The 26,685-nt window shown below is 56.6% G+C and carries 26 protein-coding genes and 1 pseudogene; 12 read left to right on the top strand and 15 right to left on the bottom strand.

Annotation, left to right across the window (positions count from 1 at the left end):
• Nucleotides 1-138 precede the first annotated feature (138 nt).
• Genes ACODSJ_RS22945 through ACODSJ_RS22935 form a run of 3 tightly spaced genes read left to right on the top strand, consistent with a single transcriptional unit; the run spans nt 139 to nt 3,205 of the window.
• Entirely contained in the window at nt 139-2,139 is a 2,001-nt protein-coding gene (locus tag ACODSJ_RS22945) for an FUSC family protein (protein ID WP_489103920.1), read from the top strand.
• Nucleotides 2,126-2,332 carry a DUF1656 domain-containing protein gene (locus tag ACODSJ_RS22940; protein WP_489103919.1) on the top strand — a complete coding sequence of 69 codons (207 nt, stop codon included), beginning with the start codon at nt 2,126-2,128 and terminating at the stop codon, nt 2,330-2,332. Before ACODSJ_RS22945 ends, ACODSJ_RS22940 begins: the two co-directional genes overlap by 14 nt.
• 9 nt (nt 2,333-2,341) lie before the next feature.
• Entirely contained in the window at nt 2,342-3,205 is an 864-nt protein-coding gene (locus ACODSJ_RS22935; RefSeq protein ID WP_489103918.1) for an efflux RND transporter periplasmic adaptor subunit, read from the top strand.
• 136 nt (nt 3,206-3,341) lie between these two features.
• On the opposite strand, the gene ACODSJ_RS22930 is transcribed toward ACODSJ_RS22935, so the two are convergent.
• Together ACODSJ_RS22930 and ACODSJ_RS22925 are read right to left on the bottom strand one after the other, a co-directional pair.
• A complete protein-coding gene (locus ACODSJ_RS22930; RefSeq protein ID WP_003184579.1) occupies nt 3,342-3,812 on the bottom strand; it encodes a MaoC family dehydratase in 471 nt (156 codons plus the stop codon).
• Nucleotides 3,813-3,856: 44 nt separating this feature from the next.
• Nucleotides 3,857-4,801: an alpha/beta hydrolase gene (locus tag ACODSJ_RS22925; RefSeq protein WP_489103917.1), complete on the bottom strand. Its 945-nt coding sequence runs from the start codon at nt 4,799-4,801 to the stop codon at nt 3,857-3,859.
• A gap of 213 nt (nt 4,802-5,014) precedes the next feature.
• Between ACODSJ_RS22925 and fadD2 the strand changes: the two genes are divergently transcribed.
• Together fadD2 and fadD1 are read left to right on the top strand one after the other, a co-directional pair.
• Complete coding sequence (fadD2, locus tag ACODSJ_RS22920; RefSeq protein ID WP_489103916.1) at nt 5,015-6,703, top strand: long-chain-fatty-acid--CoA ligase FadD2; 1,689 nt, start codon at nt 5,015-5,017, stop codon at nt 6,701-6,703.
• 361 nt (nt 6,704-7,064) lie between these two features.
• Nucleotides 7,065-8,756, top strand: a complete 1,692-nt coding sequence (gene fadD1, locus ACODSJ_RS22915) for a long-chain-fatty-acid--CoA ligase FadD1 (RefSeq protein WP_489103915.1) — start codon at nt 7,065-7,067, stop codon at nt 8,754-8,756.
• A 130-nt stretch (nt 8,757-8,886) separates the two neighbouring features.
• Here the strand turns inward: fadD1 and ACODSJ_RS22910 are convergent, their stop codons facing one another.
• A complete protein-coding gene (locus tag ACODSJ_RS22910) occupies nt 8,887-9,264 on the bottom strand; it encodes a hypothetical protein (protein ID WP_440798055.1) in 378 nt (125 codons plus the stop codon).
• A 247-nt stretch (nt 9,265-9,511) separates the two neighbouring features.
• Here ACODSJ_RS22910 and ACODSJ_RS22905 point away from each other — a divergent pair, with 247 nt between their 5' ends.
• Nucleotides 9,512-10,462: a YihY/virulence factor BrkB family protein gene (locus ACODSJ_RS22905; protein ID WP_489103914.1), complete on the top strand. Its 951-nt coding sequence runs from the start codon at nt 9,512-9,514 to the stop codon at nt 10,460-10,462.
• Nucleotides 10,459-10,998 carry a peptide deformylase gene (gene def, locus ACODSJ_RS22900; RefSeq protein WP_489103913.1) on the top strand — a complete coding sequence of 180 codons (540 nt, stop codon included), beginning with the start codon at nt 10,459-10,461 and terminating at the stop codon, nt 10,996-10,998. Before ACODSJ_RS22905 ends, def begins: the two co-directional genes overlap by 4 nt.
• Nucleotides 10,999-11,136: 138 nt before the next feature.
• Here def and ACODSJ_RS22895 read toward each other — a convergent pair.
• From ACODSJ_RS22895 to gntR, 3 genes and pseudogenes are all read right to left on the bottom strand, one after another.
• Nucleotides 11,137-11,544: pseudogene (locus tag ACODSJ_RS22895) on the bottom strand (GNAT family N-acetyltransferase); the annotation flags it as partial.
• A gap of 106 nt (nt 11,545-11,650) precedes the next feature.
• Entirely contained in the window at nt 11,651-12,205 is a 555-nt protein-coding gene (locus ACODSJ_RS22890) for a hypothetical protein (protein WP_489103912.1), read from the bottom strand.
• Nucleotides 12,206-12,371: 166 nt separating this feature from the next.
• Nucleotides 12,372-13,403: an HTH-type transcriptional regulator GntR gene (gntR, locus tag ACODSJ_RS22885; RefSeq protein ID WP_489103911.1), complete on the bottom strand. Its 1,032-nt coding sequence runs from the start codon at nt 13,401-13,403 to the stop codon at nt 12,372-12,374.
• Between the two features lie 216 nt (nt 13,404-13,619).
• Here gntR and ACODSJ_RS22880 point away from each other — a divergent pair, with 216 nt between their 5' ends.
• Nucleotides 13,620-14,153, top strand: a complete 534-nt coding sequence (locus ACODSJ_RS22880; protein WP_489103910.1) for a gluconokinase — start codon at nt 13,620-13,622, stop codon at nt 14,151-14,153.
• Between the two features lie 92 nt (nt 14,154-14,245).
• Entirely contained in the window at nt 14,246-15,598 is a 1,353-nt protein-coding gene (locus ACODSJ_RS22875) for a GntP family permease (RefSeq protein ID WP_489103909.1), read from the top strand.
• A gap of 133 nt (nt 15,599-15,731) precedes the next feature.
• Here the strand turns inward: ACODSJ_RS22875 and alaC are convergent, their stop codons facing one another.
• The gene (gene alaC, locus ACODSJ_RS22870; protein ID WP_489103908.1) at nt 15,732-16,949 is read right to left on the bottom strand and encodes an alanine transaminase; all 1,218 of its coding nucleotides are present in this window, start codon (nt 16,947-16,949) and stop codon (nt 15,732-15,734) included.
• A 204-nt stretch (nt 16,950-17,153) separates the two neighbouring features.
• Here alaC and ACODSJ_RS22865 point away from each other — a divergent pair, with 204 nt between their 5' ends.
• Both ACODSJ_RS22865 and ACODSJ_RS22860 read left to right on the top strand, forming a co-directional pair.
• Entirely contained in the window at nt 17,154-17,816 is a 663-nt protein-coding gene (locus ACODSJ_RS22865; protein ID WP_489103907.1) for a LysE family translocator, read from the top strand.
• An 80-nt stretch (nt 17,817-17,896) separates the two neighbouring features.
• The gene (locus tag ACODSJ_RS22860; protein WP_489103906.1) at nt 17,897-18,385 is read left to right on the top strand and encodes a GyrI-like domain-containing protein; all 489 of its coding nucleotides are present in this window, start codon (nt 17,897-17,899) and stop codon (nt 18,383-18,385) included.
• A gap of 65 nt (nt 18,386-18,450) precedes the next feature.
• On the opposite strand, the gene ACODSJ_RS22855 is transcribed toward ACODSJ_RS22860, so the two are convergent.
• The 7 genes from ACODSJ_RS22855 to ACODSJ_RS22825 form a co-directional block, all read right to left on the bottom strand.
• Nucleotides 18,451-19,137 (bottom strand): dTMP kinase, encoded by a 687-nt coding sequence (locus ACODSJ_RS22855; RefSeq protein ID WP_489103905.1) that lies wholly within the window; start codon nt 19,135-19,137, stop codon nt 18,451-18,453.
• Nucleotides 19,134-20,270 (bottom strand): radical SAM protein, encoded by a 1,137-nt coding sequence (locus ACODSJ_RS22850; RefSeq protein WP_489103904.1) that lies wholly within the window; start codon nt 20,268-20,270, stop codon nt 19,134-19,136. Before ACODSJ_RS22850 ends, ACODSJ_RS22855 begins: the two co-directional genes overlap by 4 nt.
• Before the next feature lie 26 nt (nt 20,271-20,296).
• Nucleotides 20,297-21,130 (bottom strand): inositol monophosphatase family protein, encoded by an 834-nt coding sequence (locus ACODSJ_RS22845; protein WP_489103903.1) that lies wholly within the window; start codon nt 21,128-21,130, stop codon nt 20,297-20,299.
• Nucleotides 21,131-21,134: 4 nt separating this feature from the next.
• On the bottom strand, nt 21,135-22,097 hold the full coding sequence (locus ACODSJ_RS22840) for a hypothetical protein (protein WP_489103902.1): 963 nt from the start codon (nt 22,095-22,097) through the stop codon (nt 21,135-21,137).
• Nucleotides 22,098-22,188: 91 nt separating this feature from the next.
• Nucleotides 22,189-23,526 carry an MATE family efflux transporter gene (locus tag ACODSJ_RS22835; protein WP_489103901.1) on the bottom strand — a complete coding sequence of 446 codons (1,338 nt, stop codon included), beginning with the start codon at nt 23,524-23,526 and terminating at the stop codon, nt 22,189-22,191.
• 59 nt (nt 23,527-23,585) lie between these two features.
• Nucleotides 23,586-24,641, bottom strand: coding sequence for a hypothetical protein (locus ACODSJ_RS22830; RefSeq protein WP_489103900.1), 1,056 nt, complete (start codon nt 24,639-24,641; stop codon nt 23,586-23,588).
• 239 nt (nt 24,642-24,880) lie between these two features.
• Nucleotides 24,881-25,366, bottom strand: a complete 486-nt coding sequence (locus ACODSJ_RS22825) for a GNAT family N-acetyltransferase (RefSeq protein WP_489103899.1) — start codon at nt 25,364-25,366, stop codon at nt 24,881-24,883.
• Between the two features lie 139 nt (nt 25,367-25,505).
• Between ACODSJ_RS22825 and ACODSJ_RS22820 the strand changes: the two genes are divergently transcribed.
• Nucleotides 25,506-25,883, top strand: a complete 378-nt coding sequence (locus tag ACODSJ_RS22820; protein ID WP_489103898.1) for a YybH family protein — start codon at nt 25,506-25,508, stop codon at nt 25,881-25,883.
• A gap of 41 nt (nt 25,884-25,924) precedes the next feature.
• On the opposite strand, the gene tnpC is transcribed toward ACODSJ_RS22820, so the two are convergent.
• Nucleotides 25,925-26,685, bottom strand: a 761-nt coding sequence (tnpC, locus tag ACODSJ_RS22815) for an IS66 family transposase (RefSeq protein WP_489103897.1), incomplete at its 5' end; no start/stop codon positions are given.

The following is a 26,685-nucleotide window of genomic DNA, read 5'->3' as shown; positions in this document are numbered from 1 at the left end:
GATAAATCCCCTCGCCACAACAAGCATTCGCCTGGCCGACAAACAACTCTGGACTCTGATAGGTAGCTAGCTAATAATTGCATCGCCTATCCCCGTCATTGCATCTATCGTTACTGCAACCCCAACAGAGTTTTCTGCGTGCCCATAACCTTGCAGGCCATGTTCGCCCCCGACCGCCTCGCTGTGCAGTTCGCCATCAAAACTGTGCTCGGTGGCGGGTTGGCGCTGTGGCTGGCCTTGCGTTGGGGGCTGGAGCAGCCGTCATGGGCCTTGATGACGGCGATCATCGTGGCGCAACCGTTGTCCGGGATGGTGGTGCAGAAGGGCTTGGCGCGCTTGGTCGGCACATTGGTGGGCACCGTCATGTCGGTGGCGTTCATGGCGCTCTTCGCCCAGGCGCCCTGGTTGTTCCTGTTGGCCCTGGCGTTCTGGCTGGGGCTGTGCACGGCCTGTTCCACATTGTTGCGCAGCGCCTGGTCCTATTCGTTCGTGCTGGCCGGGTACACGGTCGCGATCATTGCCCTGCCGGCCATTGCCCACCCGTTGAATGTGTTTGACCAGGCGGTGGCGCGTTGCACCGAGATCAGCCTCGGCATTGTCTGCGCCACGGCGGCCAGCGCCTTGCTCTGGCCATTGCGGGTCGAGCGCCAATTGGCGGGACAGGCCCTCGTGGCCTGGCAGAGCGGCATGCAGGCGGCCCGCGCCACCCTGGCCGGCGATGCCCAGGCCCGCAAAGGCTTGCTAGAGATTCTGGGCAAGATCGTCGCCGTGGACGCCCAACGCGAACACGCCTGGTTCGAGGGCCGCCTGGGCCGCCAGCGGGCGCGGGCCATCAGTGGCCTGAGCCAGAAACTGTTGATGCTGCTGCGCATGGCGCGCTCGGTACGCCGGCAGTGGAAGCAGCTCGAACCCGAAGAGGCGCACGGCCTGCAATCGTGGATGAGCGAAGTGCAGCAGGCCCTCGATGCAGACAGCGCCACCCTCCAGGCTTTGCGCCCGCGCGTATTGCAGGCCTCCCATGATCTGCAGATCAGCGCGGCGCAAAGTTACTGCCTGGCCCGGTTCGCCTTGTTGCTCGATACCGCCCTGGCCGCCTGTGCGGCCCTGGCAGCGGTGCAAGAGGGCAGGGAGGCGGCGGATCCGCCGCGCACCTTGGCGCCGCATCGTGATCTGTCCCTGGCCATGGTCTTCGGTGCGCGCAGCGCCCTGGCGTTTCTGGCGGTGTCGTGCTTCTGGCTGGCAACCGCTTGGCCTGCCGCGGGAGGTGCGTTGGTATTGACGTGCGTGGTGTGCAGCCTGTTCGCCAGTCGCGAGAATGGCGCGCAGATCGGCATGAGCTTCCTGCGCGGGATCTTCCTGGCGGTGCCGACGGCGTTCGTGATCGGCGAGATCTTGCTGCCGCAATGGAGCAGCTTCGCGATGCTGGCCATGGCCATGGGCGTACCGTTGTTTTTCGGGGCGCTGGGCATGGCCAAGCCGCAGATCTTTGCCACGGCCACCTCGTTCTGTCTGCATTTCGTGGTGCTGGTGTCCCCCCTCAACACCATGAAGTACGACGTTGCAGCATTCTTCAACAATGCCCAGGCGATGATGATCGGTGTCGGCGCAGCGGTGCTGGCGTTCAATCTGCTGATCCTGCGCGATCCGGCCTGGCACAGTCGCCGCCTGCTGGCCGCGACCCTCGCCGACCTGGTGCGCCTGACCCACCGCAACCTGCGCGGGGCAGAGAGTTGGTTCGGAGGGCGGATGGCCGACCGGTTGCTGCAACTGGCGCGGCACTATCCCGAGCTCCCGGCGCAGGCGCGCAGTCGTTGGGACGACGGCTTGCTGGGCCTGGACATCGGCGACGAGCTGCTGCACCTGCGCCTTAGCCTGGCCGTGGCCCAGGTGTCGGACAAGGCGGCGCAGCGGCGCTATTTCGACGCGCTGGAGCAAGTGCTGGAACGCGGCCCGGTCGGCGCCCAGGCCGATGCACTGGCCCCGGCCAGCGTCGCGTTTCTCGACGTGTTGTCGAAACAACCGCCCGGCGATGCCTTGCGGCTGGCCCAGGGCGCGGTGGTGCAATTGCAAAGCAGCTGGCGCGCCTGGTGCCGCCAGCACGAACCAGAACGACAGGAGCACAGCCATGGGCTTGCGTGAGTGGTCGATCGGCGGGGTGCTGCTCAGCCCGTTCCTGATTTATGTGGTGCTGGCGTTGCTGGTGACCGGCGCACTGCGCCTGTTGCTCAGCCTCGTGCCGGTCGGGCGTTGGATCTGGCATGAGGCCTTGTTCGATTGCGCCCTGTATGTCTGTGTCCTGACCGTCATTACCGTGGTCTTCGGGCCGCTATAGGAGTTCAACATGCGTACGAGTGTACGTGTCGCCGTTACGCTGTGCATGGTGGCTGTGGCGATCTTCGCCGGGTTTCATCTATGGCAGTACTACATGCTGACACCCTGGACCCGCGATGCGCGGATTCGCGCCGATGTGGTGGTGATCGCCCCCGACGTGTCGGGCTGGGTGCGCGAACTCAAGGCCGTGGATAACCAGCCGGTCAAGGCGGGCGATGTGTTGCTGAGCATCGACCGCGAGCGTTTCGAGGCTGCGGTCGAGAAGGCGCGGGCGGTGGTGCAGACGCGTCAGCAGCAACTGAGCCTGCGGGAACACGAAGCCAGCCGTCGCGCCGCCTTGGGACCCCAGGCTATCAGCGCCGAACTGCGGGAAAACGCCCAGATCAATGCGGGCATTGCCCGGGGTGAACTGCGCGAGGCGCAAGCCGAGGCCAAGGTCGCCGAGCTCAACCTGGCCCGCAGCCAGGTCCTGGCCCCACGCAGCGGCCATATCACCAACCTGCGCCTGGCCGAAGGCAACTACGTGAACGCCGGGCAGCCGGTCATGGCGTTGATCGACGACTCGACGTTCTATGTGCAGGCCTATTTCGAAGAAACCAAGTTACCGAGGATTCGCGTCGGCGACCCGGTCAAGATCTGGCTGATGAGCGCAGGCCATGCGTTGGAAGGCCATGTCGAAAGCTTCAGCCGAGGCATCACCGACCGTAACACCACCCCCGATGCGCAACTGCTGGCCGAGGTCGAGCCGACCTTCAACTGGGTGCGCCTGGCTCAGCGGATACCGGTGCGGATCAAGTTGGACAAGGTGCCGGAGGGGGTGAACCTGAGTGCCGGGATGACGGCGAGCGTGCAGGTGCGGGAAGACCAGCCATAAATGCTGCGCCCTGCGCCATGTGATCTATGGCAAGAGGTCTGCTCTGTGGGAGCAAAGCTTGCTCGCGAAACAGGCGCCTCGATATTCCCCGAGGACCGCATCGCCTGCATCGCGGGCAAGCCTGCTCCCACAAGAATCAACCGACCGTAATCGCCGGCAGCGTCGGCAAGGTCACGGTCTGTTGCTTGCGCGGTGCGAGGATTTCGGCTTCGCCGTCCACCACCAACTCATCGCGCTGGTTGAATACGCGAGTGGCGATACGCACACGAAACTTCGGCAGTTTCTCGAGGATTTCCAGGCGCACGGTCAGGGTGTCGCCGATTTTTACCGGTTTCTGGAAGCTCATTTGCTGGCCGATGTAGATGGTGCCCGGCCCAGGCAGCTCGCAGGCCACTGCCGCGCTGATCAAGGCGCCGCTGAACATGCCGTGGGCGATACGCTCCTTGAACATGCTTGCTGCGGCGAATTCGGCGTCCAGGTGCACCGGATTGTGATCGCCCGACATCGCGGCGAACAGCTGGATGTCGCGCTCTTCGACGGTCTTGCTGTAGCTGGCGGTCTGGCCGACTTCAAGGGCTTCGTAAGGGATGTTGGTAACCTGGGTCATCTGTTTCAAATCCTGTGACGGGTAAAAAGAAAAAGGCTTTCGAGCTACTCGCTTCGTGGCGGCCGCTTATGCGTCAGGGCCTGGGCAATCCAGGCCAGCACGTCGGTCGTCACTTCATCGCGGTTGGTCTCATTGAACAATTCGTGCCGGGCCTGTGGGTAGATCGTCAACTGCAGGTGCTGGCTGCCGGCACCGCGCAGGGCGTCGGCCAGATCTTTCAGACGCTTGCCTTCGCTCACCGGATCACATTCGCCGCCGATCACCAGCAGCGGCAGGCCCGGATCGATCTGGGCGAGATTGGACGCTTTGCTGATTTGCTGCAACCCGCCGAGCAGGTCGACCCACAACTGGTTGGTGCAACGAAAGCCGCACAGGGGGTCGCCGACATACTTGTCAACTTCCGCCGGGTCGCGGCTGAGCCAGTCGAAGCGGGTGCGCGCGGGTTTGAATCGCTTGTTGAAACTGCCGAACGACAGCCATTCGATCAAGGCGCTGCGCCCCGTGGCGCCCTGGCGCCGCCGTTCGAAACGGGCGATCAGGCGAGCGGCGCGGTAGAGGGTCACGGGTTGGAAATTGGAGCCGCTGAGAATCGCCCCGTGCAGGCTGGCACTGTGGTGCAGCAGGTAGCCCTGGGCGATGTAGCTGCCCATGCTGTGGCCCAGCAGCAGTATTGGTGTATCGGGATGTTGCTGGACGATGTGGTGATTGAGGCTGGCCAGATCGCCCACCACCTTGGCCCAACCGTCCTGGTCCGCATAATGGCCGAGGATCGTCTTGGCCGCGGTGTGGCCATGACCACGCAGGTCCGGGGCATACACGCCGTAGCCTTGATCGCACAGTGCCTGGGCCAGGCGCGCGTAGCGGCCGCTGTGCTCGGCCATGCCGTGGGCCAGCATGATCAACGCGGCCGGCGGGGTTTCAGGCAGCCACTGGTTGACGAACAGGCGGCTGTGATCGGTCGCGCTCAGCCAGAACGTATGGTGGATCATGGCGATTCCTTTTAGGCAGCGTCGCTGCATTGTATAGCGCATCCGTTGCGTCTCGCCCGATCAGGCTACAGCGAGGCAGGAAGATTCACACAATCTATGTCGCAAGTTGTCATATTTGCCTGATTGCCCATAGCTGCTAGTGTCCCAAGAGCTCCGCCTCTGCGAGCGATGCGCAAGCGGCCCGGATACGTTCAGGTAAAGAGGACAAAAACAATGCAGCCTGATTTCTGGAATGACAAACGCCCAGCCGGCGTCTCCCTGGATATCGACCTGGGGGCCTACAAGTCGGTCGTCGAGGTGTTCGAGCGTTCCTGTAAGAAGTTTGCCGACCGTCCGGCGTTCAGCAACATGGGGGTGACCCTCACTTACGCCGAGCTCGAGCGCTACAGCGCCGCTTTCGCCGGCTATCTGCAAGCCCACACCGACCTGGTGCCGGGGGATCGCATCGCCGTGCAGATGCCCAATGTCCTGCAATACCCGATCGCCGTGTTCGGCGCCTTGCGCGCCGGGCTGATCGTGGTCAACACCAACCCGTTGTACACGCCGCGGGAAATGCGTCACCAGTTCAAGGATTCCGGTGCCCGGGCGCTGGTGTACCTGAACATGTTCGGGCAGAAAGTCCAGGAAGTGTTGCCCGATACCGACCTGCAATACCTGATCGAGGCGAAGATGGGCGACCTGATGCCCGCTGCCAAGGGGTGGCTGGTCAATACGGTGGTCAGCAAGGTCAAGAAGATGGTCCCGGACTATTCGCTGCCCCAGGCCATCGCCTTGAAGAGCGCCTTGCGCCTGGGCGGTGGTCAGGACATCAAGCCACTGCAAGTCGGCCTCGACGACATTGCGGTGCTGCAATACACCGGCGGCACCACCGGGCTGGCCAAGGGCGCGATGCTGACCCATGGCAACCTGGTGGCCAACATGCAACAGGTCCACGCCTGCCTGGGGCAATTCGGCAGCGATGGCCAGCCGTTGATGCGCGAGGGCCAGGAGGTGATGATCGCGCCGCTGCCGCTGTACCACGTCTATGCCTTCACGGCCAATTGCATGGGCATGATGGTGACCGGCAACCACAACGTGCTGATCACCAACCCGCGGGACATCGGCGGCTTCATCAAGGAACTCAAGAACTGGCGCTTCTCCGCGCTGCTGGGGCTCAACACGCTGTTCGTGGCCTTGATGGACCATCCGGATTTCAAGACCCTGGATTTCTCCCACCTCAAGGTCACCAACTCAGGCGGTACCGCGTTGATCAAGGCGACCGCCGAGCGCTGGGAACAACTGACCGGTTGCAGCATTACCGAAGGCTACGGCCTGACGGAGACGTCGCCGGTGGCGTGCGCCAACCCCTACGGCGGCAAGTCCCGGTTGGGCACGGTGGGGATTCCGGTGCCAGGCACACTGGTGAAAGTGATCGACGACAATGGCATCGAACTGCCCTTGGGCGAGCGCGGCGAACTGTGCATCAAGGGCCCGCAGATCATGAAGGGCTACTGGAACAAACCCGAGGCCACAGCCGAAGTGCTGGACAGCGAGGGCTGGTTCAAGTCAGGCGACATCGCGGTGATCGATCCGGACGGTTTCGTGCGCATCGTCGACCGCAAGAAAGACATGATCATCGTCTCGGGCTTCAATGTGTACCCCAACGAGATCGAGGACGTGGTGATGGCCCACCCGAAAGTCGCCAACTGCGCGGTAATCGGTGTGCCGGACGAGCGTTCGGGGGAGGCGGTGAAACTGTTCGTGGTGGCGCGTGAGACCGGCGTCAGCCTGGAAGAGCTCAAGGCCTACTGCAAGGAGAACTTCACTGGCTACAAGATCCCCAAGCACATTGTGCTCAAGGACTCGCTGCCGATGACGCCGGTGGGCAAGATCCTGCGGCGGGAGTTGCGGGATATCGCCTGACGGCTCACTAGAAAAACCTGATGTGGGAGTGGGCTTGCTCGCGAATGCGGTGTATCAGTCACAATTTTTGGCGACTGATACAGCGCATTCGCGAGCAAGCCCGCTCCCACAGTATTTTGTGTACTCAGGGAATTTAGCGTGCTTAGGATTTTTACTCTAAAAGTGACCATTAAATAGTCTTGAGTCATGTTCATGACTGTAAGGGCCATGTTTGGCCCTAGTCGACCCTCGGCAAAGCTGCTACTCTCGGCGCGCTTTGGGACTTCGCGGCCTTGATCCAAGCCGGATTCACCCATAAACACACCAATAATAATCGCATCAAATGCGGTGAGAATTCGCGTTGCCGAGGAGGGGGGCTTCCATGATCGAAGACTTTTGGAAGGATAAGTACCCAGCTGGGATTGCTGCCGACATCAATCCAGATGAGTATCCGAATATTCAGGCGGTGTTGAAGCAGTCCTGCCAACGCTTTGCCAACAAGCCGGCATTCAGCAACCTCGGCAAGACGCTCACCTACGGTGAGCTCTACGAATTGTCCGGTGCCTTTGCCGCGTATCTGCAACAGCATACCGATTTGCAGCCCGGCGATCGAATCGCCGTGCAATTGCCCAACGTCCTCCAGTACCCGGTGGCCGTCTTCGGCGCGATCCGTGCCGGGCTCATCGTGGTCAACACCAACCCGCTGTACACCGCGCGGGAAATGGAGCACCAGTTCAACGACTCCGGCGCCAAGGCGCTGGTGTGCCTGGCGAACATGGCGCACCTGGCCGAGGCCGTGGTTCCCAAGACGAGCGTCAAGCACGTTATCGTCACGGAAGTCGCCGACCTGCTGCCGCCGCTCAAGCGCCTGTTGATCAACAGCGTGATCAAGTACGTCAAGAAGATGGTCCCGGCCTATCACCTGCCCAAGGCCGTCAAATTCAATGACGTGCTGAGCAAGGGCCGCGGCCAACCCGTAGCCGAAGCCAACCCCACCAGCGACGACGTGGCCGTGTTGCAATACACCGGCGGTACCACCGGTGTGGCGAAAGGCGCGATGTTGACCCACCGCAACCTGGTGGCGAACATGCTGCAATGCAAGGCGCTGATGGGCTCCAACCTCAATGAAGGTTGCGAAATCCTGATCACGCCGCTGCCGCTGTACCACATCTATGCCTTCACCTTTCATTGCATGGCGATGATGCTGATCGGCAACCACAACATCCTGATCAGCAACCCGCGTGACCTGCCGGCGATGGTCAAGGAGCTGTCGAAATGGAAGTTCAGCGGTTTCGTCGGCCTCAACACCCTGTTCGTGGCCCTGTGCAACAACGAAGCCTTCCGCAAGCTGGATTTCTCGGCACTGAAAGTCACCCTGTCCGGCGGCATGGCGCTGCAACTGGCGGCGGCTGAACGTTGGAAAGCGGTCACCGGTTGCCCGATCTGCGAAGGCTACGGCATGACCGAGACCAGCCCGGTCGCCACGGTCAACCCGATCCAGAACATCCAGATTGGCACCATCGGCATTCCGGTCCCGTCTACGTTGTGCAAGGTGATCAATGACGCGGGCGTCGAACAGCCGCTGGGCGAAGTTGGCGAGTTGTGTGTGAAAGGCCCGCAGGTCATGAAGGGCTACTGGCAGCGCCAGGAGGCCACCGACGATATCCTCGACAGCGAAGGCTGGCTCAAGACCGGGGACATCGCGTTGATCCAGCCGGATGGCTACATGCGCATTGTCGACCGCAAGAAAGACATGATCCTGATCTCCGGTTTCAATGTGTACCCCAACGAGCTGGAAGACGTGCTGGCCACCTTGCCGGGCGTGCTGCAATGCGCGGCCATCGGCATTCCAGACGAGAAGTCCGGCGAGGCGATCAAGATCTTTATCGTTGTCCGGCCGGGCGTCACGCTGACCAAGGAACAGGTGATGGAGCACATGCGCGCCAACGTCACCGGCTACAAGGTGCCCAAGGCCGTGGAATTCCGCGATGCATTGCCGACCACCAACGTCGGCAAGATCCTGCGGCGCGAATTGCGTGATGCAGAGCTCAAGAAATTGGGTGTGAAGAAGTAAGACCCCCACCCATAGAAAAGCCCCGCTGATGCGGGGCTTTTCTATGCGGGTTATCTTGTCAAGCACAAAACCTGTGGCGAGGGGATAAATCCCCTCGCCACAGAGAGTCTCTTCGTCCTGAGGGATGGAGTTACAACCGAAACTGCGCAAAATCCAGGTTGGTGCCACCCGGACGCATGTCCTGCAGGTACGAATCCTTGTCGGCGCTCAGTTCCAGGCTCAGGGCGGCCTTGCGCTTGCCCTGGTTGCGCACTTCCAGGCCTTCCATTTTTTCCCGCAGGAACACCGTCGGCACCTTCAGATGCAGCAGCTCATCGGTGGCCGGGGTGTGCAGCAGCAGGTGGATCCATTCGTACTGACCGATGGCCAGGCGCGTCACCGGGATGTTGAACCAGAAGATGTTGCGGTTGCGGTTCAATTCGCTGAAGTGACAGTTGTTGACGCCCAGTACGGCGCCACCCAATTCCTGGTTCCTGCGGGCGATGGCCTGCTTCTTATCGAGTTTCATAATGTTCCTACGGGGTTGGAGCTTGCGGCCGCAGCCTGAATACGTGGGGCATTCTCGACGGTTGCCGGACAAACATAAAGCCCTGTCTGAGAGAACGATGAAACTTGCCTTTACCCTTGCCGGTCAATTTCTGCGTCGGTGGTCCGTCGATGAAATTGATCCAAACTCGTCAAACAGGCTACCTTGATGTAAACAAACGCCCCTTGAGTCGCCACGCGACCCCTTTTTGCGGCGAAAGGAGACGCTCATGATACTTCCGGACATGAAAGGCTTGCCGTTGCACCGGGTGATGGTGCGCACGGTGACCGAGTTTCTCGCCGACGAAATGTCGACCTACGCCTCGGCACTGGCCTACCAGATGCTGTTCTCGCTGTTTCCCTTCATCCTCTTCCTGATTGCCTTGATCGGCTTTTTGCACCTGCCGGATTTCTTCTCCTGGCTGCGCCTGCAATCGGAGCTGGTGCTGCCGCCCCAGGCCCTGGAGCAGGTCAACCCGGTGATCGACCAGCTCCAGCAGTCCAAGGGCGGGTTGTTGTCGGTGGGTATCGTCATCGCGTTATGGACCGCCTCGGCGGGGGTGCGGTTGATGATGAGCGCCATGAACGCCGCCTACGATGTGGTCGAAGGCCGCCCCGCCTGGAAGCGTTTCCCGTTGTCGATTTTCTACACGGTCGGCATCGCCGGCATGCTGTTGGCCGCTGCGGCGTTGATGGTGCTCGGACCCCAGGTGATGGGCTGGATCGCGGCCCAGGTCGGGCTGGAGGAATTCATCGTCACGCTCTGGACCGTGCTGCGCTGGCCGGTGATCGTGATCTTGCTGATGGTGGCGGTGGCGCTGATCTATTACGTGATGCCGGACGTCAAGCAGGAGTTTCGCTTCATCACCCCGGGCTCTGTGCTGGCGGTGGTGGTGTGGATCGTCGCGTCCCTGGGCTTCGCGTTCTACGTCAAGACCTTTGCCAACTACAACGCCATGTACGGCAGCATCGGCGCGATCATCGTGTTGTTGCTGTATTTCTATATTTCGGCGGCGGTGCTGCTGCTGGGCGCGGAGATGAATGCCGTGATCGAGCACATGTCCACCGAGGGCAAGGACCCGGGCGAAAAGACGCCGGGCGAGCATGAAAAACAGCATGTGTCGGGCCTGGGGCGCGACCATTCCCTCCATTCCACCCACCCTGACGAAGCCCAACCATGATCCGTGACATCCTGAAAATGGGCGACGAACGCCTGCTGCGCATCGCCCCGCCAGTGCCTGCCGAGATGTTCGACAGCCCGCAGTTGTGGCAATTGATCGACGACATGTTCCAGACCATGGAGAGCGTCGGCGGTGTTGGCCTGGCCGCCCCGCAGATCGGTGTGGACCTGCAGTTGGTGATCTTCGGTTTCGACCACAGCGAGCGTTACCCGAATGCCGAGCCGGTGCCCCAGACCATCCTGATCAACCCGCTGATCACACCATTAAGCCCCTCGATGGAAGAGGGCTTCGAAGGGTGTCTCTCTGTGCCCGGTCTGCGCGGCGCGGTCGAGCGCTACCAGCACATCCGCTACGAAGGCTTCGACCCCAAGGGCCAGCCCATCGTGCGCAGCGCCTCGGGCTTTCATGCGCGGGTGGTGCAGCACGAGTGCGATCACTTGATCGGGCGCCTGTACCCGTCGCGCATCAGCGATTTCAGCAAGTTCGGGTTTACCGAGGTAATGTTTCCGGACCTGGATCCCACTGCCGACGACTAGCTAGTAACTGACACAAAAACCTGTGGGAGCGAGCCTGCTCGCGATTGCGGTCTAACATTCAACAAATGAGTTGACTGATACGCCGCTATCGCGAGCAGGCTCGCTCCCACAGTGGGCTGCGTCGACTTCAGGACGGTGCGGCATTAGCCCCATCGCAATCATCGGCTTGCTACGGGCATAACGGCTCAGCCGTTCGGCCATTGCGTACGGCAGTTCAGGGTCGAAGCTGAAGCCGCGCCGCTCGTAGAAACCGCGCAAGTCCGGATGGCAGAACAGCCAGACCGGCTCGTCCACGCCTTTCACCGCTTCAGCGATCAATTGTGCGGCGATGCCTTGCGCGCGCAGCGCCGGGGCGACGAACAACCCCGTCAACCAATGCCCGCCCGACACCGGCCGCAAGCACAAGGCCGCGACGATTTCATCCTGCCGTGCGACCCACAGCTGCGCGTCGCGCACCGCTTTCATCGAGGATTGGTGGGCGCGATAGAACTTGTTCATCAGCGGCCACAGGGGTTCATCGAGCAGGGCGTAGTGGGTGTCGGGCATGGCAGGGGGGCGATGGCAGTGAGCGAGGGGCGATTATAAAAGAACCGGCTAGGGCTGGGGGCGTCATGCGCTGGGCCTGCCAGCCCAACGCATGACCTGCCGGGATTCACAGCGAGGCGAGGAACATGTCCACGGAAGAGGCTTTGTCGCTTGCGCGGTTCTCCTGGGTCTTTTCAACCTGTGCGATCGCCGACTTGTCCTGCATGCGCTGGGCAATTTCCTGGCTGACCGCCTGTTGCTTCTCCGGCGGCATGGCGTTGAACTCCTCCTCGGTGATGCCCATCTCTTGCAGGATGCTGTCACGCAGGCGCTGCTCGGGGGTCTTGCTCATGTAGTCCTTGAACTCCGCCAATGCCGAGCTGCCGACCTTCTTGGCTTCTTCGGCGGCTGATGACGCGGCGGCCTGCAAATGCACACGGGTCTTGGCGAGCGCTTCATCGACCCCGTCGCTGATGGCAGTGCTCGCATTGACCTGTTGAGTCGCTTGGCGAGTGAAGGACTCCTGGACCTGGGCGCTGCCTTGACCGGCCTGGACCTGGATACTGTCGCGCAACGCCTGCAACGCCGCGCTTTGCAGGCCGCTGGCGGCTTCGGCGGTAAGGTCTTCGCCCGGGCGCTTGAGCGGCAAGACCATCGCTTGCTGTTTTGCACTGACCAACATGATGCATACCTGTAGGTAATGGCTGAGCGATGGGCAGGAGCAATTCCCATGCCGTCGCTGCAAACGCCGGGTTTCATGGGCATGCGCGCAGGCGGTTGCTGTTTGGCCGGCGAACCATTGCCGCTTGGCGGCATGGATCGACCGCCAGCCTATGGGGGAGGCCGGTTCAGGTGCTTTCGCGCACCTTGAGCTCAAAGCCCATGTCCACCACCGGCTGCACGATGCGATTGCCGGCCATCAACGTCAGCATCTGCTCGGCGGCGCGGCGGCCAATGGCTTCCCGTGGCGTGCTGATGCTGCTCAGGCGCGGCACCATGTGGGCCGAGGCGGGCAGGTCGTTGAAGCCCAGGACCGAGATCTGCTCGGGGATCTTGATGCCACAGCGCAGCGCTTCGAAGAGCGCGCCGTGGGCCAGGTCGTCGTTGCCGAAGAAGATCGCGTCGACGTCCGGGTGATTGTCCAGCAGTTGCAGGAACAGTTCGCCGCCCAGGCCCACCGATGACGGACGCGGGGTCAGCAGTTCCAGGTCCGGGTCGTACAGGCCGGCCGTTTGCAGCGCGCGCCGGAAACCTTCGCCGCGCAGCAGCGTGCGCTGGTCCAGTTGCGCGCCGATGTAGGCCAGGCGTTTGCGCCCCTTGGAGATCAGGTGTTCGGCCGCCGTCTCCCCAGCCTTGAGCTGGGAGAACCCGACGCAGTTGAGGCCCGCGCCGGGGTCCAGTTCCATCATGTACACGCACGGAATGTTGCTGGCCTCGATCATGCGCCGGGCGCTTTCGGTGCGGTCGAATCCGGTCAGCAGCAGCCCCCGTGGCTGATAGGCCATGTAGTTGCGCAGCAGGTTTTCTTCCTCGTCCCGGGAGTAGTGGTAGTTGCCGATCACTACTTCGAAGCCCTTGGGGCGCAGCACCCGATGGATGGCTTCCAGGGTGTCGATGAACAACAGGTTGGACAAGGACGGCACCAGGACCACCACCGAATGGCTCTGGGCCGAAGCCAGGGCGCGAGCGGCGGGGTTGACGACGTAGTTCAGTTCCACGGCGGCCTGGCGGACTTTTTCCACCAGTTCGGTGGCCACGGTACTGACGCCGCGCAGGGCCCGGGAAGCGGTGATGGGACTGACACCGGCCAGGCGCGCGACTTCATTGAGCGTAGGGCGACCGGTGGTGCGGGGGTTCTTATCGTTTTTCGGGGCGGTCATCAGGGCGGCTTGCCAAACAAAAATCAAGGCACTAAGGTAGCGCTGTCTCGACGCGTCTGCAAATGCGTGAGCGGGGTTTGCCTGATCCCCCGTCCGTTGGCGTCGTGAACGAACATGCTGCAACCACAAAAATGACAAGAAGGCGTCGGCAACTTCTGCTTTTGCTGCGGTGTCATAACTGGCAAAGGTAGCGCTGTCTGCGCGCTGAGGTGTTACATGAACAATCCCATCACCGCCCTGGTCATCATGGGCGTTGCCGGTTGCGGCAAGACATGCGTCAGCCAGGCCCTGTGCCAATTGAGCGGCGCCACCGCCATCGAAGGCGACACTTTCCACCCTGCGGCCAACATCCAGAAGATGAGCGCCGGTATTCCCTTGGACGACGACGACCGTGCCGGCTGGCTCGACAGCCTGTGCGATGAGTTGCGCCGTGTCGACGCAGCGGGCGAGCGTCCGGTGCTGACCTGCTCGGCCCTCAAGCACAGTTACCGCGAACGCCTGCGCAGCGCCTTGCCGGGCCTGGGTTTTGTATTCCTTGAATTGACGCCCGAAGTGGCGGCCGACCGGGTTTCCCATCGTCCCGGCCATTTCATGCCGTCGACCCTGATCGACAGCCAGTTCGCCACCCTTCAATCCCCTGTCGGCGAGCCCCTGACCCTGGCTCTGGACGCGTCCAGCCACAGTGTCGATGAACTGGCTCACCAAGCTTACGTCTGGTGGCTGGACCATGGTTTGAAGCTCGCCAGTTGAATCCCAAAAAATTTGCGTCAGAAAGATAGCGCTGTCCCGATCGATTAAAACTAACTGCTTCAATAACAACAACAAATCAGGAGACACCCCTCATGTTTGGCATGTCCCACGAGACGTTCCTGCTGCTGGATGCAGTGGTCACGGTGATCGGACTTATCCTCCTCATCACCCAACTCAAACTCCACCCGTTCATTGCACTGATTATTGCCGCCGCGTTCCTCGGCCTGACGTCCGGCATGCCGATCGGCACCATCATCAAGGCGTTCCAGGACGGCTTTGGTGGTGTGCTCGGCTTTGTCGGCATCATCCTGGCGCTGGGCACGATGCTCGGCAAGATGATGGCCGAGTCGGGCGGGGCCGATCAGATCGCCCAGACGCTGATCCGTGCCTTCGGCAAGGACAAGGTACAGTGGGCCATGATGTTCGCTGCGTTCCTGGTGGGCATCCCGCTGTTCTTCGAAATCGGTTTCGTGCTGCTGATTCCGTTGGTGTTCATCGTCGCCCGTCGCACCGGCGTGTCGATCATCAAGATCGGCATCCCGCTGCTGGCCGGTCTCTCCGCCGTCCACGGCCTGGTGCCGCCGCACCCGGGGCCGCTGCTGGCGATTGGCGTGTTCGGTGCCGACATCGGCAAGACCATTCTCTATGGCCTGATCGTCGCATTGCCAACGGCCATCATTGCCGGGCCGATCTTCGGTACGTTCATTGCCAAGCACATCCCCGGTCATCCGAACCAGGAACTGGTGGATCAACTGGCGCGTGAAACCAACGCCGCCGAGTTGCCAAGCTTCGGCATCACCCTGGTCACCGTGCTATCGCCGGTGTTCCTGATGTTGCTCAAGACTTTCGCCGACGTGGTGCTGCCCGACGGCAACATGTTCCGCACGCTCATGGACCTGATCGGTCACCCGATCTCGGCGCTGCTGCTGGCGCTGCTGCTGTCGCTGTACACCTTTGGCTACAAGCAAGGCATTGGTTCAAGCCAGATGCTCAAGTGGCTGGACGCTAGCCTGGCCCCGACGGCAGCGATCATCCTGATCATCGGTGCCGGCGGTGGTTTCAAGCAGATGTTGGTGACCAGCGGCGTGGGTGACGTGATCGGCCACATGGCGGTGAGCGCCCAGATCTCGCCGATTCTGCTGGCGTGGCTGGTGGCTGCGGTGATCCGCATCGCCACCGGTTCGGCGACCGTGGCGACCATTACCGGCGCGGGGATCGTGGTACCGGTGGTGGGGATGATTCCGGGTGTGAACCGTGAGCTGCTGGTGCTGGCGACCGGTGCCGGTTCGTTGATCCTGTCCCACGTGAACGACGCGGGCTTCTGGCTGGTCAAGCAGTACTTCAACATGACCGTGGCCGAAACCTTCAAGACCTGGACCGCGATGGAAACTATCCTGTCCGTGGTGGGGTTGGTCTTTATCCTGCTGTTGTCGTTGGTGGTCTGAGGCCCAGTACATAAAACTGTGGGAGCGAGCCTGCTCGCGATGACGGGCTGACAGTCGACATCTTCGCTGACTGTCATGCCACCATCGCGAGCAGGCTCGCTCCCACAGGGAGGGCTTTCACATCAGTGTTGTGTCAGCCGTTGGTTTTGCTGATCAAGCCATCCGCCCGGAACATCCCACGAATCCCGCGCACAGCCTGGCGGATCCGGTCCTGGTTTTCGATCAGCGCAAAGCGCACGTGATCATCGCCATACTCCCCGAACCCCACCCCAGGCGAGACACAGACCTTGGCCTCGGCCAACAGCTTCTTGGCGAATTCCAGCGAGCCCAGGTGGGCGTAGGCCTCGGGAATCTTGGCCCAGACGTACATCGACGCCTTGGGATTTTCCACCATCCAGCCCAGTTCATGCAGGCCCTTGACCAGCACATTGCGACGCTGGCGATACTGCTCGGCGATGTCGAGTACGCATTGCTGGTCGCCTTCCAACGCGGCGATGGCCGCCACTTGCAAGGGGGTGAAGGTGCCGTAGTCGTGGTAGCTCTTGATCCGTGCCAGGGCGCTGACCAGTTCCGGGTTGCCCACCATGAAGCCGATGCGCCAGCCGGCCATGTTGTAGCTCTTGGACAGGGTGAAGAACTCCACCGCGATGTCTTTTGCGCCGGGCACCTGCATGATCGACGGGGCTTTCCAGCCGTCGTAGACGATGTCGGCATAGGCCAGGTCGTGGATCACCAACACGTCGTACTGCTTGGCCAGGGCGATGACCCGTTCGAAGAAATCCAGCTCCACGCACTGGGCGGTGGGGTTGGACGGAAAGCCCAGGATCATCATCTTCGGCTTCGGAATCGAGCCGCGAATGGCCCGCTCCAGTTCGTCGAAGAAGTCCACCCCCGGCACCAGCGGCACCGAACGCACCTGGGCGCCGGCGATCACCGCGCCGTAGATGTGGATCGGGTAGCTGGGGTTGGGCACCAGCACCGTGTCGCCCTGGTCCAGGGTCGCCAGCATCAGGTGCGCCAGGCCTTCCTTGGAGCCGATGGTGACGATGGCTTCGCTTTCCGGGTCGATGTCCACTTCATAGCGGTCCTTGTACCAGCGCGAAATGGCGCGGCGCAGGCGCGGAATGCCTTTGGAAGTGGAATAGCCGTGGGTGTCTTCACGCTGGGCGACGGTGACCAGCTTTTCCACGATGTGCGGTGGCGTGGCACCGTCGGGGTTACCCATGCTCAAGTCGATGATGTCTTCGCCGCGCCGACGCGCAGCCATCTTCAGCTCGGCAGTGATATTGAAAACGTAAGGGGGGAGTCGATCGATGCGCGCAAAGCGGCGCGGCGAACCTTGTTCGGCCATTGTTGCCTCGAGATACGTGAGCGCCCGGAACCGTCCGAGCGACGTTGGCCACTGCGGTGGCCTGGACGGAAGATAAAGGCGCTGGCGGCCCATTGTCCAGTAGCGACGCGCAACTATTTTCGACGACACTGTCGACGCTCGCCCGGCTCAACCACGAACGCGCGACGTTTCAACCCGCCGCCCCCTACCGGAATGGAATGAATCATGGAGTTTTCCAGCGGTTTCCTGCTGAGCCTTTCTTTGTGCCTGGACATTGGCGTGGCCAACATCGCGATGATCACTCTGGCGATGCAGCGCGGCTATTCCAGGGGCTTTGCCTTGGGCCTTGGCACCTGCGTAGGGGATCTGGTCTACGCGGTCCTGGCCCTGGCGGGCATGACTGTGCTGCTGCAATACGAAGCGGTGCGTTGGGTCTTGTGGATCGGCGGCTCGGCGCTGTTGCTGTACTTCGCGGCGAAGATGATCCGCTCGGCGATCTACCACCATGCCGCCCTCGCGCCAACGGATGAGGTCCAGGGCAGCTCTTCTCGTCGTGAGTTCTTTCGCGGGATTTTCCTGGCGATGTCTTCGCCCAGCGCCATTCTCTGGTTCGCGGCGGTGGGTGGCACATTGATTGCGCGTTCGGGAGGCGGGACCCTGCTCAGTTCGGCGCTGTTCCTCAGTGGCTTCCTCTGTGCCGGTTTGTTGTGGTGTGCGGGCATATGCCTGGCAGCGACCCACGGCGGAAAATTATTGGGGGATAAACTGCTGCGTTATTCCTATTGGGCATCCGCGGCAATCTTCTGTTATTTCGCTCTCTACGTGATCGTTTCTGGCTACAACGAGTTTGTAGGAAAAACCGCCGTGGCCGCCCTTCCCGGATTCTGAAAAGCGACACTGGCCTGGCATTCACCGTATGGCCTCTATACTGCCAAGCCTGACCTCACGTTTTTCCGGAGTGTTGCTGCATGGAAAAGCCTAAACGCGATCACACCGTCGAACCGCGCTTTGAGCAGGGCCACTTTCACCTCATTGCCGGCTTCGGTGCTCGTTTCACCCAAGAGACTGCCCGGGATATTCCTTTGCTTTGGGAGAAATTTCTGCCCTGGCTCGGCGATGTGCCAGGGCAGAAAAACGATGTGACCTATGGCGTGTGTTGCAACCCGGACGGGAAGGGTGGGTTTGAGTACATTGCCGGCGTGGAAATCAGCCGCCTCGATGAATTGCCGGAGCAGTACCGTTGGATCGAACTCCAGCCCGGGCAGTATGCGGTCTTCGAACACCGCGGCCCTTTGGAGAAACTGCCGGAAACGTTCGAGTACATCTGGAAACAATGGTTGCCGCAGTCCGGCCATGAAGCCGCCTGCAGGCCGGAATTCGAGCGTTACAGCGAAGACTTCAATCCCAAGACCGGCGAGGGTAGCCTGGAGATCTGGATACCGCTCAAGCCGAGCTGATCGAAATATACCGGCGGGGATCACGTCCCCGCTTGGCGAAGTATGGGCTTGGGGATCTGGGGGAGCTATGGCTTTATGAGGATGTTTCGTACTGCATTGATCGCTTCATCAAGAACGGCTTCCTCACTAAGATCAGTTGTATCGATGCTCACCCAATTTGCCAAACCACATCGCTCGTAGCTGGACCGAACCTGATTTTGATAAGTAATGAAGCTGTTAAGACGATCCTCACCGCCACCATCATAGGCTCCACTCTCACTAAGCCGAAAAGACCCCTTCCTCTGCGCTGCGCGAGCGGGATCAACGTCCAAAAAAATAACGACGTCCGGTGTTCTGATTGTTGAAAATATGGTCAGAGCTTCTTCTGCCAAATCAGAATTTTTAAGTAAAAAGCGAGCTAGGTATTTGTAATACCAACCGTCGGCAATGCAACTGAAACCTGAATTGAGTAAAGGTGTGATGGCCGCATAATCGGTTGCCTGAAACCAAGCCGCTATTAAACTTATCCAATGTCTGTCACCTAACTGGTCCAGTGGGGCATCGTCTGGATAATCCCAAAGTATTTCTCGTATGCGAGACATATGAAATTCGGTATATCCAGAAGATACGGGCGGTCTATTTTTATCTATGTAATTTAGGTTGGAGTAGGTGTTGAAGATTTTATTGTACGTCGCTCTGGCTATTGTAGACTTCCCCGCGCCGTCGGTGCCTTCAAATGCGATGAAGATTGATCGTTCCAATGAGCTATTCATGCGAATCCTCCCAGATAGGCCTCTGTGTCCAATGAGTTTCTACCGCTTCCCTCAATTAATGGTTTAAAGCGCTCTCTTTGATAGATTTCTGACATTTTTTTTCCAAGTGTCTTCAAAAAATCTAACGAAGGGCGCTGTCGATTCGCGTATTGAGAGCCGGCATCGGGATGAAATACCGCCACAGCGGGTACTACTCCCATTTCGCCAAAGTACTCGACTCCCTGAATAATCGATTCCAGCGGCTCCATCCCCGCGACAAAGCCCGCATAGACATTTCCGCGTCCTAAGACATCCACTGCGGCTTCAAACGCTGCAAGGAAGCGTTCACGAGTGAAATCGCGAGATTTTCCAGGGCAAACTTTGGAGAATAAGTCAGGGTCAAATACTTCTAGACTCATTGACATATTATTTCCGATTTTTTTAAAACGTTCAAAAAGACGAAAATCTCTCGGTGGCATGGAGATCAAATGGTAATCCAGCTTGCTGTTTGTGCGTGTATTTTTAATGCGTTCAAGTAAGTCGAGATGTATTGAGTATCCTTTGTTATAGTTTCGGATGGTTCCTCCATTCAGCAGCACTCTTCGGTATCGGTCACTTTCCTTACTGATGGCTAATGCCACCGCTTCACCTGCCGAGTTACCTTTTATTCGCATTTTATAGTCGGAAAGATTTTTTCTTGCCGAACCTAGTGAACAAAATTTACATTCGTGCCCATCGTTGAAGTAATAGCAGTGGCCTGGTGAAAAGACTCCTAGGGTGGAGTTACCATATGCAGTTAAGTGTTGTTCGCATAGTTCTCCATTACTCAGGCGGGCTCCATAGAATTCAGGTCTTTTGGGAAATGAAATTTGAATTGTTCTGTTTCCAAGTTTTAGTATAGGTTTTTCGTTTTCTAAGGCTATTCGATAGTCTGAGTTTGGATTGTAGTTGGCTGCGACTATGACCTGTTCATTTAGAATGAGCTCCTGGGGGGTACGAATGCTTGAACCCAGGATGACGCTGTCGCCCGTACCGTAAGCTCGTCTTTTTTCAATGTGATCGATTTTAAGTTTGAAGTACTCCAAAAACTCTTGGGAAAAACTAACCCCATGGCATAATAATTCAAGTTTAATATTGACCGAATCTATTAACATTTCTTGTGCTCCTTGCTGCTGTTTTCTCAGATAATAAGCTTTATGAGTTGGGCGGAGGAAAGAGCTATCAGTGTTCCCTTGTCTGTGAGAGACTCCTTGGACGGAGATATGGAAAACCTTTCTTTCCCTGTGCTATCAAACATTGCACCGCCTGCTTCTCTTAGAATCAGTTCTGCTGCTGCAATATCGCAACTCCGCTCGTGTCCTGGTGTGCTGATATCTATAAAAGCATCCAGGACTCCGGCTGCAATCAGGCATATTTCTAATGATGCGCATGAATAAATGCGAACTTTGTCTGCGCTGGACAAAAGGCTGTAAATTAAACTTCTTTCACTGTCCGTTTTAGGGCGGTGAAATGAGATGCGCATGTCAGCTATGTGGCTGGTCTTTCGAGTCTGTAGTCTTTTTACAATAATGGATGATTGCATGTAGGCTCCCTCGCCTAATGCGGCAGTAAAGACAACGTCCCTTGATATGTCGTAGACCCAGCCGAAGATATAAGAGCTACCTTTGTAAAGTGCTACGCTGGATGTATAGGAAGGAAACCCTAATAACGCATTGTGTGTGCCATCCAAAGGGTCTATGAGAAGGAAATAACCTCCCTGAGCACCGAGTGTAATTTCTGAAATGCTCTCCTCCGAATAAATTGTTATGTTAATGCCAATGTTAGATAAGCAATCCAGTAGTATTCGTTGGCACTCTAGATCGTATTTGGTCAGCGTGGTGTCGCAGCTGTTATCAAGATGAGAATTTGGTAAGCAGACAAGCGTTCCTGCCCAATACCGGCGTAATTCTTTTCTTGCTTCGTAGAGGCATGCCTCTAATTGGTAAATGTGTTTTTCCCTAAATAGCGGTCTCATGTCCTTAGCCCGTTATGAGTTGTTTGTGCCAATTTTTTCTGTCTAGCTTTGATGCGTAATCCTTTACTTCAAATATCCGACCTGCATAAATCGCATAGTCGGCGCTCATAAATGCTCCGAGCGATTTAGGGAATAGAGCTACGGTTTTTATATTGACGTTGTATCCAAGGTTGCTTCTGATTAAGTTCGCAGCTTGAATTAAGCTTCCTCCTGTATAGGATTTGTCTATGATTAGCCATGAATCATTTGTTAGAGGTGGTGTGGGAAATACACCTCGGAAAATATTGCTTCTTGAAAGTATGCTGGCGTCGTTTTGTCGATGGATCTCTGAAAAAAAGACATTTTTGTCTCCTGTTGCAGCCATATAGCCAAGCGCGAGTGGTAATCCGGCTGATAATAAAAATAATTTATTCTTCGATAGTTTCTCTATTACGTGCCAGATCTTATGGTTTTCATAAATATATCTGGTGTTGAGGGAGTTGCTGCTGTTCCAATGCTCGTGGGAAATAAATTTGCTATAGAATGCGCAAAATTTGTTATGGAAATTTAATACGTCATCGCTTGTAGTTATAAGTGGCACATCTTTATTAATGCCGCGAACGGCTTCTGGCTTATCGGTATGAGGAACAACTCTATGGACATAGGAAAGTGCTTGATTGATAAGTGCTTTTTTTACCTCGATTAAACGAGATTTTGAAGGTCCCGCAATAGCTATTTCCGGTGATAATCCATCACCCTGCACTCTGCAAATCTCTCCATGATTCCAGTTTCGCGTCCATGCGTCTAAATAGTCCCATGTTTGCACGACAGCCTGTTCTGTCATGCCATTATAAATTCGCTCCAGATTACTCAAATCACAAAGCATTTCCTCTGGGTGTCGCAGATCGAAAGATGCTCTTTGGAGATGACAGCCGTTCTGTAGGGCATGTCGGTAGGTGTAGTAATCGTTTGTCTTGACACCACTCAAGGTCCTCCAGCCATGATGTTCACTAATTATGGTGATTGGGGTGGTATATTGATTTGCTATATGTGATGTAAGATTTGCGTGTTTCATAGGGTTAACTCGCAATCGTATTGATGGGGGCGGAGGCGGGTAGTCTCCTTGTCTGTTTGTCAAAGTAATGATGGAATTTGTACTTTAGGCGCCAAATTAAAAGCAGCATCAAAAGCAATGAGCAAGCAACCAAGGCTAAGAATATAGATTGCACGCTATAATCATAAAAAGACAACAAGCCAATGGAGCAGGTGATGCCGGCAATATTAAGTGTCGATACGGTAAGCAATGTGGGAACCCAAAAATCGCCCATGCCTCTCAAGGTCATTCGGGTAACTACATAAATATATTCAAATGCTAGAAATGGAATCGAGATAAGAATGTTACTCTCGATTAGTTTTCTTGTTTCGATGTTGGATGTATATACTGTGGAAATATAATCATTTAATAGATAGCAGGCTAAAAGGACGGGAGCCATTAAGAATAATCCAAGCTTAAGCCCATGAATGTAAGTTGCGCGCAAAGAGTGAAAGTCTTTTTGGTTATGGTGTCGAGCACACGTTATTCCTACAGCATTTCCTACCCCGATGGAAATCATGTATACAAAGCTTAGGAAGTGAAGTGAAGCTTGGTACGCTGATAGGCTTAAATGGTCTAGGCGATTTGATAGGAGAGATAATATAAAAAATAGTAGACTTTCTCCTCCTAGGCAAAGCATTAGGGGCAATCCACCAACAATGTACTGCACATATTTTCTTGTTGTGATGCGTTTTGAGTACTGGAATCGATGTATATAGTTGTAAATTGTTCTGTTGAAAAGCACGATGGCCGCGCCTGCAAAAAGCCATCTTAAGCTGGCGAAAATGAGGGTGAATTTAGACAGGTTTATATCTGTGTTGAACTTTATTAGTATTATGCAAATTAGACCTAGGGTGATGTTGAATGCCCAGGTATGAATAAGTTCGTATTGGGTTTTTTTGATGGCGTTGTAGAAGTTGAAAATGACAATTTGCAAATATGATGCAGGTAGTGAACATGAGAGTATCAAAATAGCTTGGCATTGCTCTAAATTGTTTTTGTCATGAGAAAGAAATGCATATGTATAGAGAGTTGCTCCAATTGCTATCAATATTCCTAATAGAAATATTAATCTTAGCGAAATAATCAAGTTGATCTGGGTGTCGTCAATATTTAAATTTGCGGATCCAGCGACCGTCGTCAGCATTTTTGAGAAAAAGCCAATGCCAACTACGATTAGGAAAGACGTAAATGCCCATGCAAATGAGGCTTGGTCAAGAAAACCAACGATATGATGACCCACGAAAGATAAGTAAAGGAGTGGCGCGATCAGATCGCCTAGTCTGGAAACTGTTAAAGAGATGGCAGTTCGAGTGGTTTCCATATAAGTACATACCATCGCTTATGCGCCACTTGAGAACGGAAACCTTCTAATGGTATTGCTTAATCCCATTCCTTAAGCAAACTAACCAAGGGCGGAGTTTCTTGTGCTGCAAAATATTTTTTTCTGAAGTGATATTCACACAGCGACGTTTTGTGTTGTGTTTGTTTTCGTTCGTTGAACTCTTTGTCTAAGGCGACGAGGGATTGTTGTGCGGAAGGGAAGGATGGTTTACTTAGGAGCTTTTCCATGGCTAAAAATACTTCATCCATATATTCTAGTCCCTCCATTATATAGGCGCGACATTCATCCTCTGTAGTCGCACCTTTTCTGGCGAGAGCGAAAAATTTGTTTTTTAATTCGTCAAACCCTATAACTCTGTATAGATTTGAATAAATCCATTTGTAGTGTTTGTTCGTTGTGCCGGCTAGGTAAGTGAAGCTCATGGTTGTTCTTAACATCATGTCCCTAACGATCTCACTACCCATCCATAAATTTCCTGACTGCCAGCAGCCTTGGACATCCTGAAAGGCATAAAATACAGGTAATTTTTCGCGATGGGATACATATAGATGTTTGTCTGTCGGTATTTTCGATTTTAGCTGATAAAATTTTTCTTTTTTTTCAAGTGGGTGCCCAATTAGAGTTCTATGTATTATATTGTTCTCTGTGTTTGATAAAGTTGGGCCGTAGAGAACACGTTGATTGGATGCTATATCGTTAAATGTCTCTTCGATATTTTTTATTATATTGTCGAATTCGCGGAATGTTATGTAGTCGATATCTATATGTATACTGGTTTCGCCATAGAAATCTGTGGTGTTGTGAACCTCTTCTTCTCGCGTTATGTGGTGGTAATCCATGTCTGTGACCAGTGCATGCTCAATTTTCTGAATAGCCTCTGCTTTGGGACGATGCTCACAGAAGACAATGCAGTCAATATCCGAGTGAAGGGTGCCGATGCCTTCGATTAGTGATCCAGAGACGATGAGAACGCTTTCATTTTCCAAAAAAGCTCTTGTGCGCAGATAATCTTTGGGTATTGAAACCCTTCCATCAAGAATAGAAATTTCGTTGTCGGTAATTTTTGATGACGAAGTTTTTACCAGGGCGGTCATTGGGTATTCTCCCTGCATGATGAGTAATAATTTGGATTGGAATCTTTCGAAATTAAATAATTTCGCTCCCAGCGATTAATTAGCGTCTGTTTGGAGGCCGCTGACAATATTATTTGTTTAAAACCCTAGTATCGCTTTGCACAGGGCGTCAACCGCTATAAGTAAAATCAGAAGTGTCTTACAGATACTGGATTTTTAGTTCGGAAAAGAGCCGAAGCGTATTGTCGACTCTATTACTATCAGAACACCAACCCCATCCGCCGCTCATAGCCGATGCGGCCCTTGTAGGCTTCACCGCTGTCGACCCAGCCCAGCCGGGTGTACAGGCCAATGGCCGGGGCGTTGTCGGCATCGACCGAGAGTTCCAAACCCCTGATCTGCGGCCACGTAGCCAGCGCCACGGCGGGCAGCGCTTGCAGGCAGGCCTTGCCGTAACCTTTGCCCTGGGCCCGATGATCGACCTGCAGGGCATGCACGGTGGCACTGTGTTCGTTCGCCCAGGCGGGCAGCACCGGCGGGCGCTTGAGCAGCAGGAAGGCCACCGGTACTTCGTCAGCCAATAATGCAAACCCTTTGACCCCAGGGCCGGAGGTGGTCAGCAGGGTGTGCAGGGCGCCGTGAATGTCGCCTGCGAACCGGATCTGTTCGGGGTGTATTTCAATGGCGGCAACCTGTTCGCGTTGAAGCGGGGTCAGGTCTTCGTAGGGGATGAGTCGAGCGGTCACAAAACGTCCGTTGTTTGCCTGCAGAATGAGCCGGGGATTCTAGCGAGTTTTTTCTTCGAGTTATTTTTCGCGAGGCTGTCGATTCGCCGTTTCTCCAAACGACAAAGGATGTCTTCAACAAAAAACGCGGAGAATCACCATGAATACCCAAGCCACCGAAACCGAGATCCGGGCCCTGATCGACACCTATCGCCAGGCCGTCATGAGCAAGGACATCGAAAAGGTCATGGCGCTTTACGATGACGCCATCGTGTCCTTCGATGCCATCCAGGCCCTGCAATTCAAGGGCAAGACCACCTACCGCAAGCACTGGCAGGACTGCATGGAAATGTGCCCCGGCCCGCACAAGTTCGATTTCCATGAGCTCACCGTCACCCCCGCCGACAACATCGCCTTCGCCCACTGGCTGGCCTATTGCGGCGGTACCAACGACAAAGGCGAGGAGCAGGCCTGTTGGATGCGGGTGACGGCCGGCTACCGGCGTGTGGCCGGGCAGTGGCGGATTGTCCATGAGTAACCGATCCATAAACCCCACCTACCTCCAGGTAAGGTAACGGTTTACCGTGGCATCTCTGGTGCGCAGTTCCATGGCAGCAAGGCTTCGTAGTCTTCGACCGATGAGGCGTGCGGTAGCCGCTCCAGTACGTGGCGCAGCCACGTATAGGGCTCCTGGCCGTTGATCTTGGCGGTTTCGACCAAGCTGTAAATCTGCGCGCTGGCCGTGGCGCCGTTGGGCGTATCGCTGAACAGCCAAGCCTTACGCCCGATCACAAACGGTTTTATTGCGCGCTCTGCCGGGTTGTTGTCGATCGGTAAAAATCCAGCTTCCACGTAACGCTCCAGCCGGCTCCAGTTGTTGGCGAGATAATTAACCGCCTTACCCAGCACGCTTTGCGGCGTGATCTGTGACTGCGTTTTCTCCAGCCAGCTTTTCAATTGCGCCAGCAGCGGCACGCTCTTTTCCTGACGACCGATAAAGCGCTGTTCATCGCTCACATCCTTGAGCTCTCGCTCGATGCCGTACAGCTTGTTGATCATCGTCAGCGCGATATCGGCACGTCCGGTTTTACCCTTCGGCTGTACTTTCTGCGCCTCGACAAACTTGCGCCGTGCATGAGCCATGCACGCCAGTCGCTCAACACCGGGCTGTAGCGCCAATGCGTTATAGCCGGCGTAATCGTCAGTCATGACATAGCCACGATAACTTTCCAGCAGACGTAACGGTACTTCCTGCGCACGGCTGGAGGTGTAGTCGAACAGCACGACTTTTCGATCCGGCGGCCCGCTGGCCTGCACCCACATCCACGATTGGCTGGTCG

The sequence above is a fragment of the Pseudomonas sp. FG6 genome (assembly GCF_057809015.1).
This window is presented reverse-complemented; position numbering and strand designations above follow the sequence as displayed.

Excerpts from the sequence above, each read along its gene's own strand:
- ACODSJ_RS22925 (WP_489103917.1), bottom strand. The coding sequence starts at position 4,801 with ATGATCCACCATACGTTCTGGCTGAGCGCGACCGATCACAGCCGCCTG.
- fadD2 (WP_489103916.1), top strand. The coding sequence starts at position 5,015 with ATGCAGCCTGATTTCTGGAATGACAAACGCCCAGCCGGCGTCTCCCTG.
- gntR (WP_489103911.1), bottom strand. The coding sequence starts at position 13,403 with ATGACCGCCCCGAAAAACGATAAGAACCCCCGCACCACCGGTCGCCCT.
- ACODSJ_RS22845 (WP_489103903.1), bottom strand. The coding sequence starts at position 21,130 with ATGAGACCGCTATTTAGGGAAAAACACATTTACCAATTAGAGGCATGC.
- ACODSJ_RS22835 (WP_489103901.1), bottom strand. The coding sequence starts at position 23,526 with ATGGAAACCACTCGAACTGCCATCTCTTTAACAGTTTCCAGACTAGGC.
- fadD1 (WP_489103915.1), top strand. The coding sequence starts at position 7,065 with ATGATCGAAGACTTTTGGAAGGATAAGTACCCAGCTGGGATTGCTGCC.
- alaC (WP_489103908.1), bottom strand. The coding sequence starts at position 16,949 with ATGGCCGAACAAGGTTCGCCGCGCCGCTTTGCGCGCATCGATCGACTC.
- ACODSJ_RS22910 (WP_440798055.1), bottom strand. The coding sequence starts at position 9,264 with ATGAAACTCGATAAGAAGCAGGCCATCGCCCGCAGGAACCAGGAATTG.
- ACODSJ_RS22935 (WP_489103918.1), top strand. The coding sequence starts at position 2,342 with ATGCGTACGAGTGTACGTGTCGCCGTTACGCTGTGCATGGTGGCTGTG.
- ACODSJ_RS22855 (WP_489103905.1), bottom strand. The coding sequence starts at position 19,137 with ATGAATAGCTCATTGGAACGATCAATCTTCATCGCATTTGAAGGCACC.
- def (WP_489103913.1), top strand. The coding sequence starts at position 10,459 with ATGATCCGTGACATCCTGAAAATGGGCGACGAACGCCTGCTGCGCATC.
- ACODSJ_RS22875 (WP_489103909.1), top strand. The coding sequence starts at position 14,246 with ATGTTTGGCATGTCCCACGAGACGTTCCTGCTGCTGGATGCAGTGGTC.
- ACODSJ_RS22830 (WP_489103900.1), bottom strand. The coding sequence starts at position 24,641 with ATGACCGCCCTGGTAAAAACTTCGTCATCAAAAATTACCGACAACGAA.
- ACODSJ_RS22865 (WP_489103907.1), top strand. The coding sequence starts at position 17,154 with ATGGAGTTTTCCAGCGGTTTCCTGCTGAGCCTTTCTTTGTGCCTGGAC.
- ACODSJ_RS22880 (WP_489103910.1), top strand. The coding sequence starts at position 13,620 with ATGAACAATCCCATCACCGCCCTGGTCATCATGGGCGTTGCCGGTTGC.
- ACODSJ_RS22890 (WP_489103912.1), bottom strand. The coding sequence starts at position 12,205 with ATGTTGGTCAGTGCAAAACAGCAAGCGATGGTCTTGCCGCTCAAGCGC.
- ACODSJ_RS22820 (WP_489103898.1), top strand. The coding sequence starts at position 25,506 with ATGAATACCCAAGCCACCGAAACCGAGATCCGGGCCCTGATCGACACC.
- ACODSJ_RS22860 (WP_489103906.1), top strand. The coding sequence starts at position 17,897 with ATGGAAAAGCCTAAACGCGATCACACCGTCGAACCGCGCTTTGAGCAG.
- ACODSJ_RS22940 (WP_489103919.1), top strand. The coding sequence starts at position 2,126 with ATGGGCTTGCGTGAGTGGTCGATCGGCGGGGTGCTGCTCAGCCCGTTC.
- ACODSJ_RS22850 (WP_489103904.1), bottom strand. The coding sequence starts at position 20,270 with ATGTTAATAGATTCGGTCAATATTAAACTTGAATTATTATGCCATGGG.
- ACODSJ_RS22930 (WP_003184579.1), bottom strand. The coding sequence starts at position 3,812 with ATGACCCAGGTTACCAACATCCCTTACGAAGCCCTTGAAGTCGGCCAG.
- ACODSJ_RS22905 (WP_489103914.1), top strand. The coding sequence starts at position 9,512 with ATGATACTTCCGGACATGAAAGGCTTGCCGTTGCACCGGGTGATGGTG.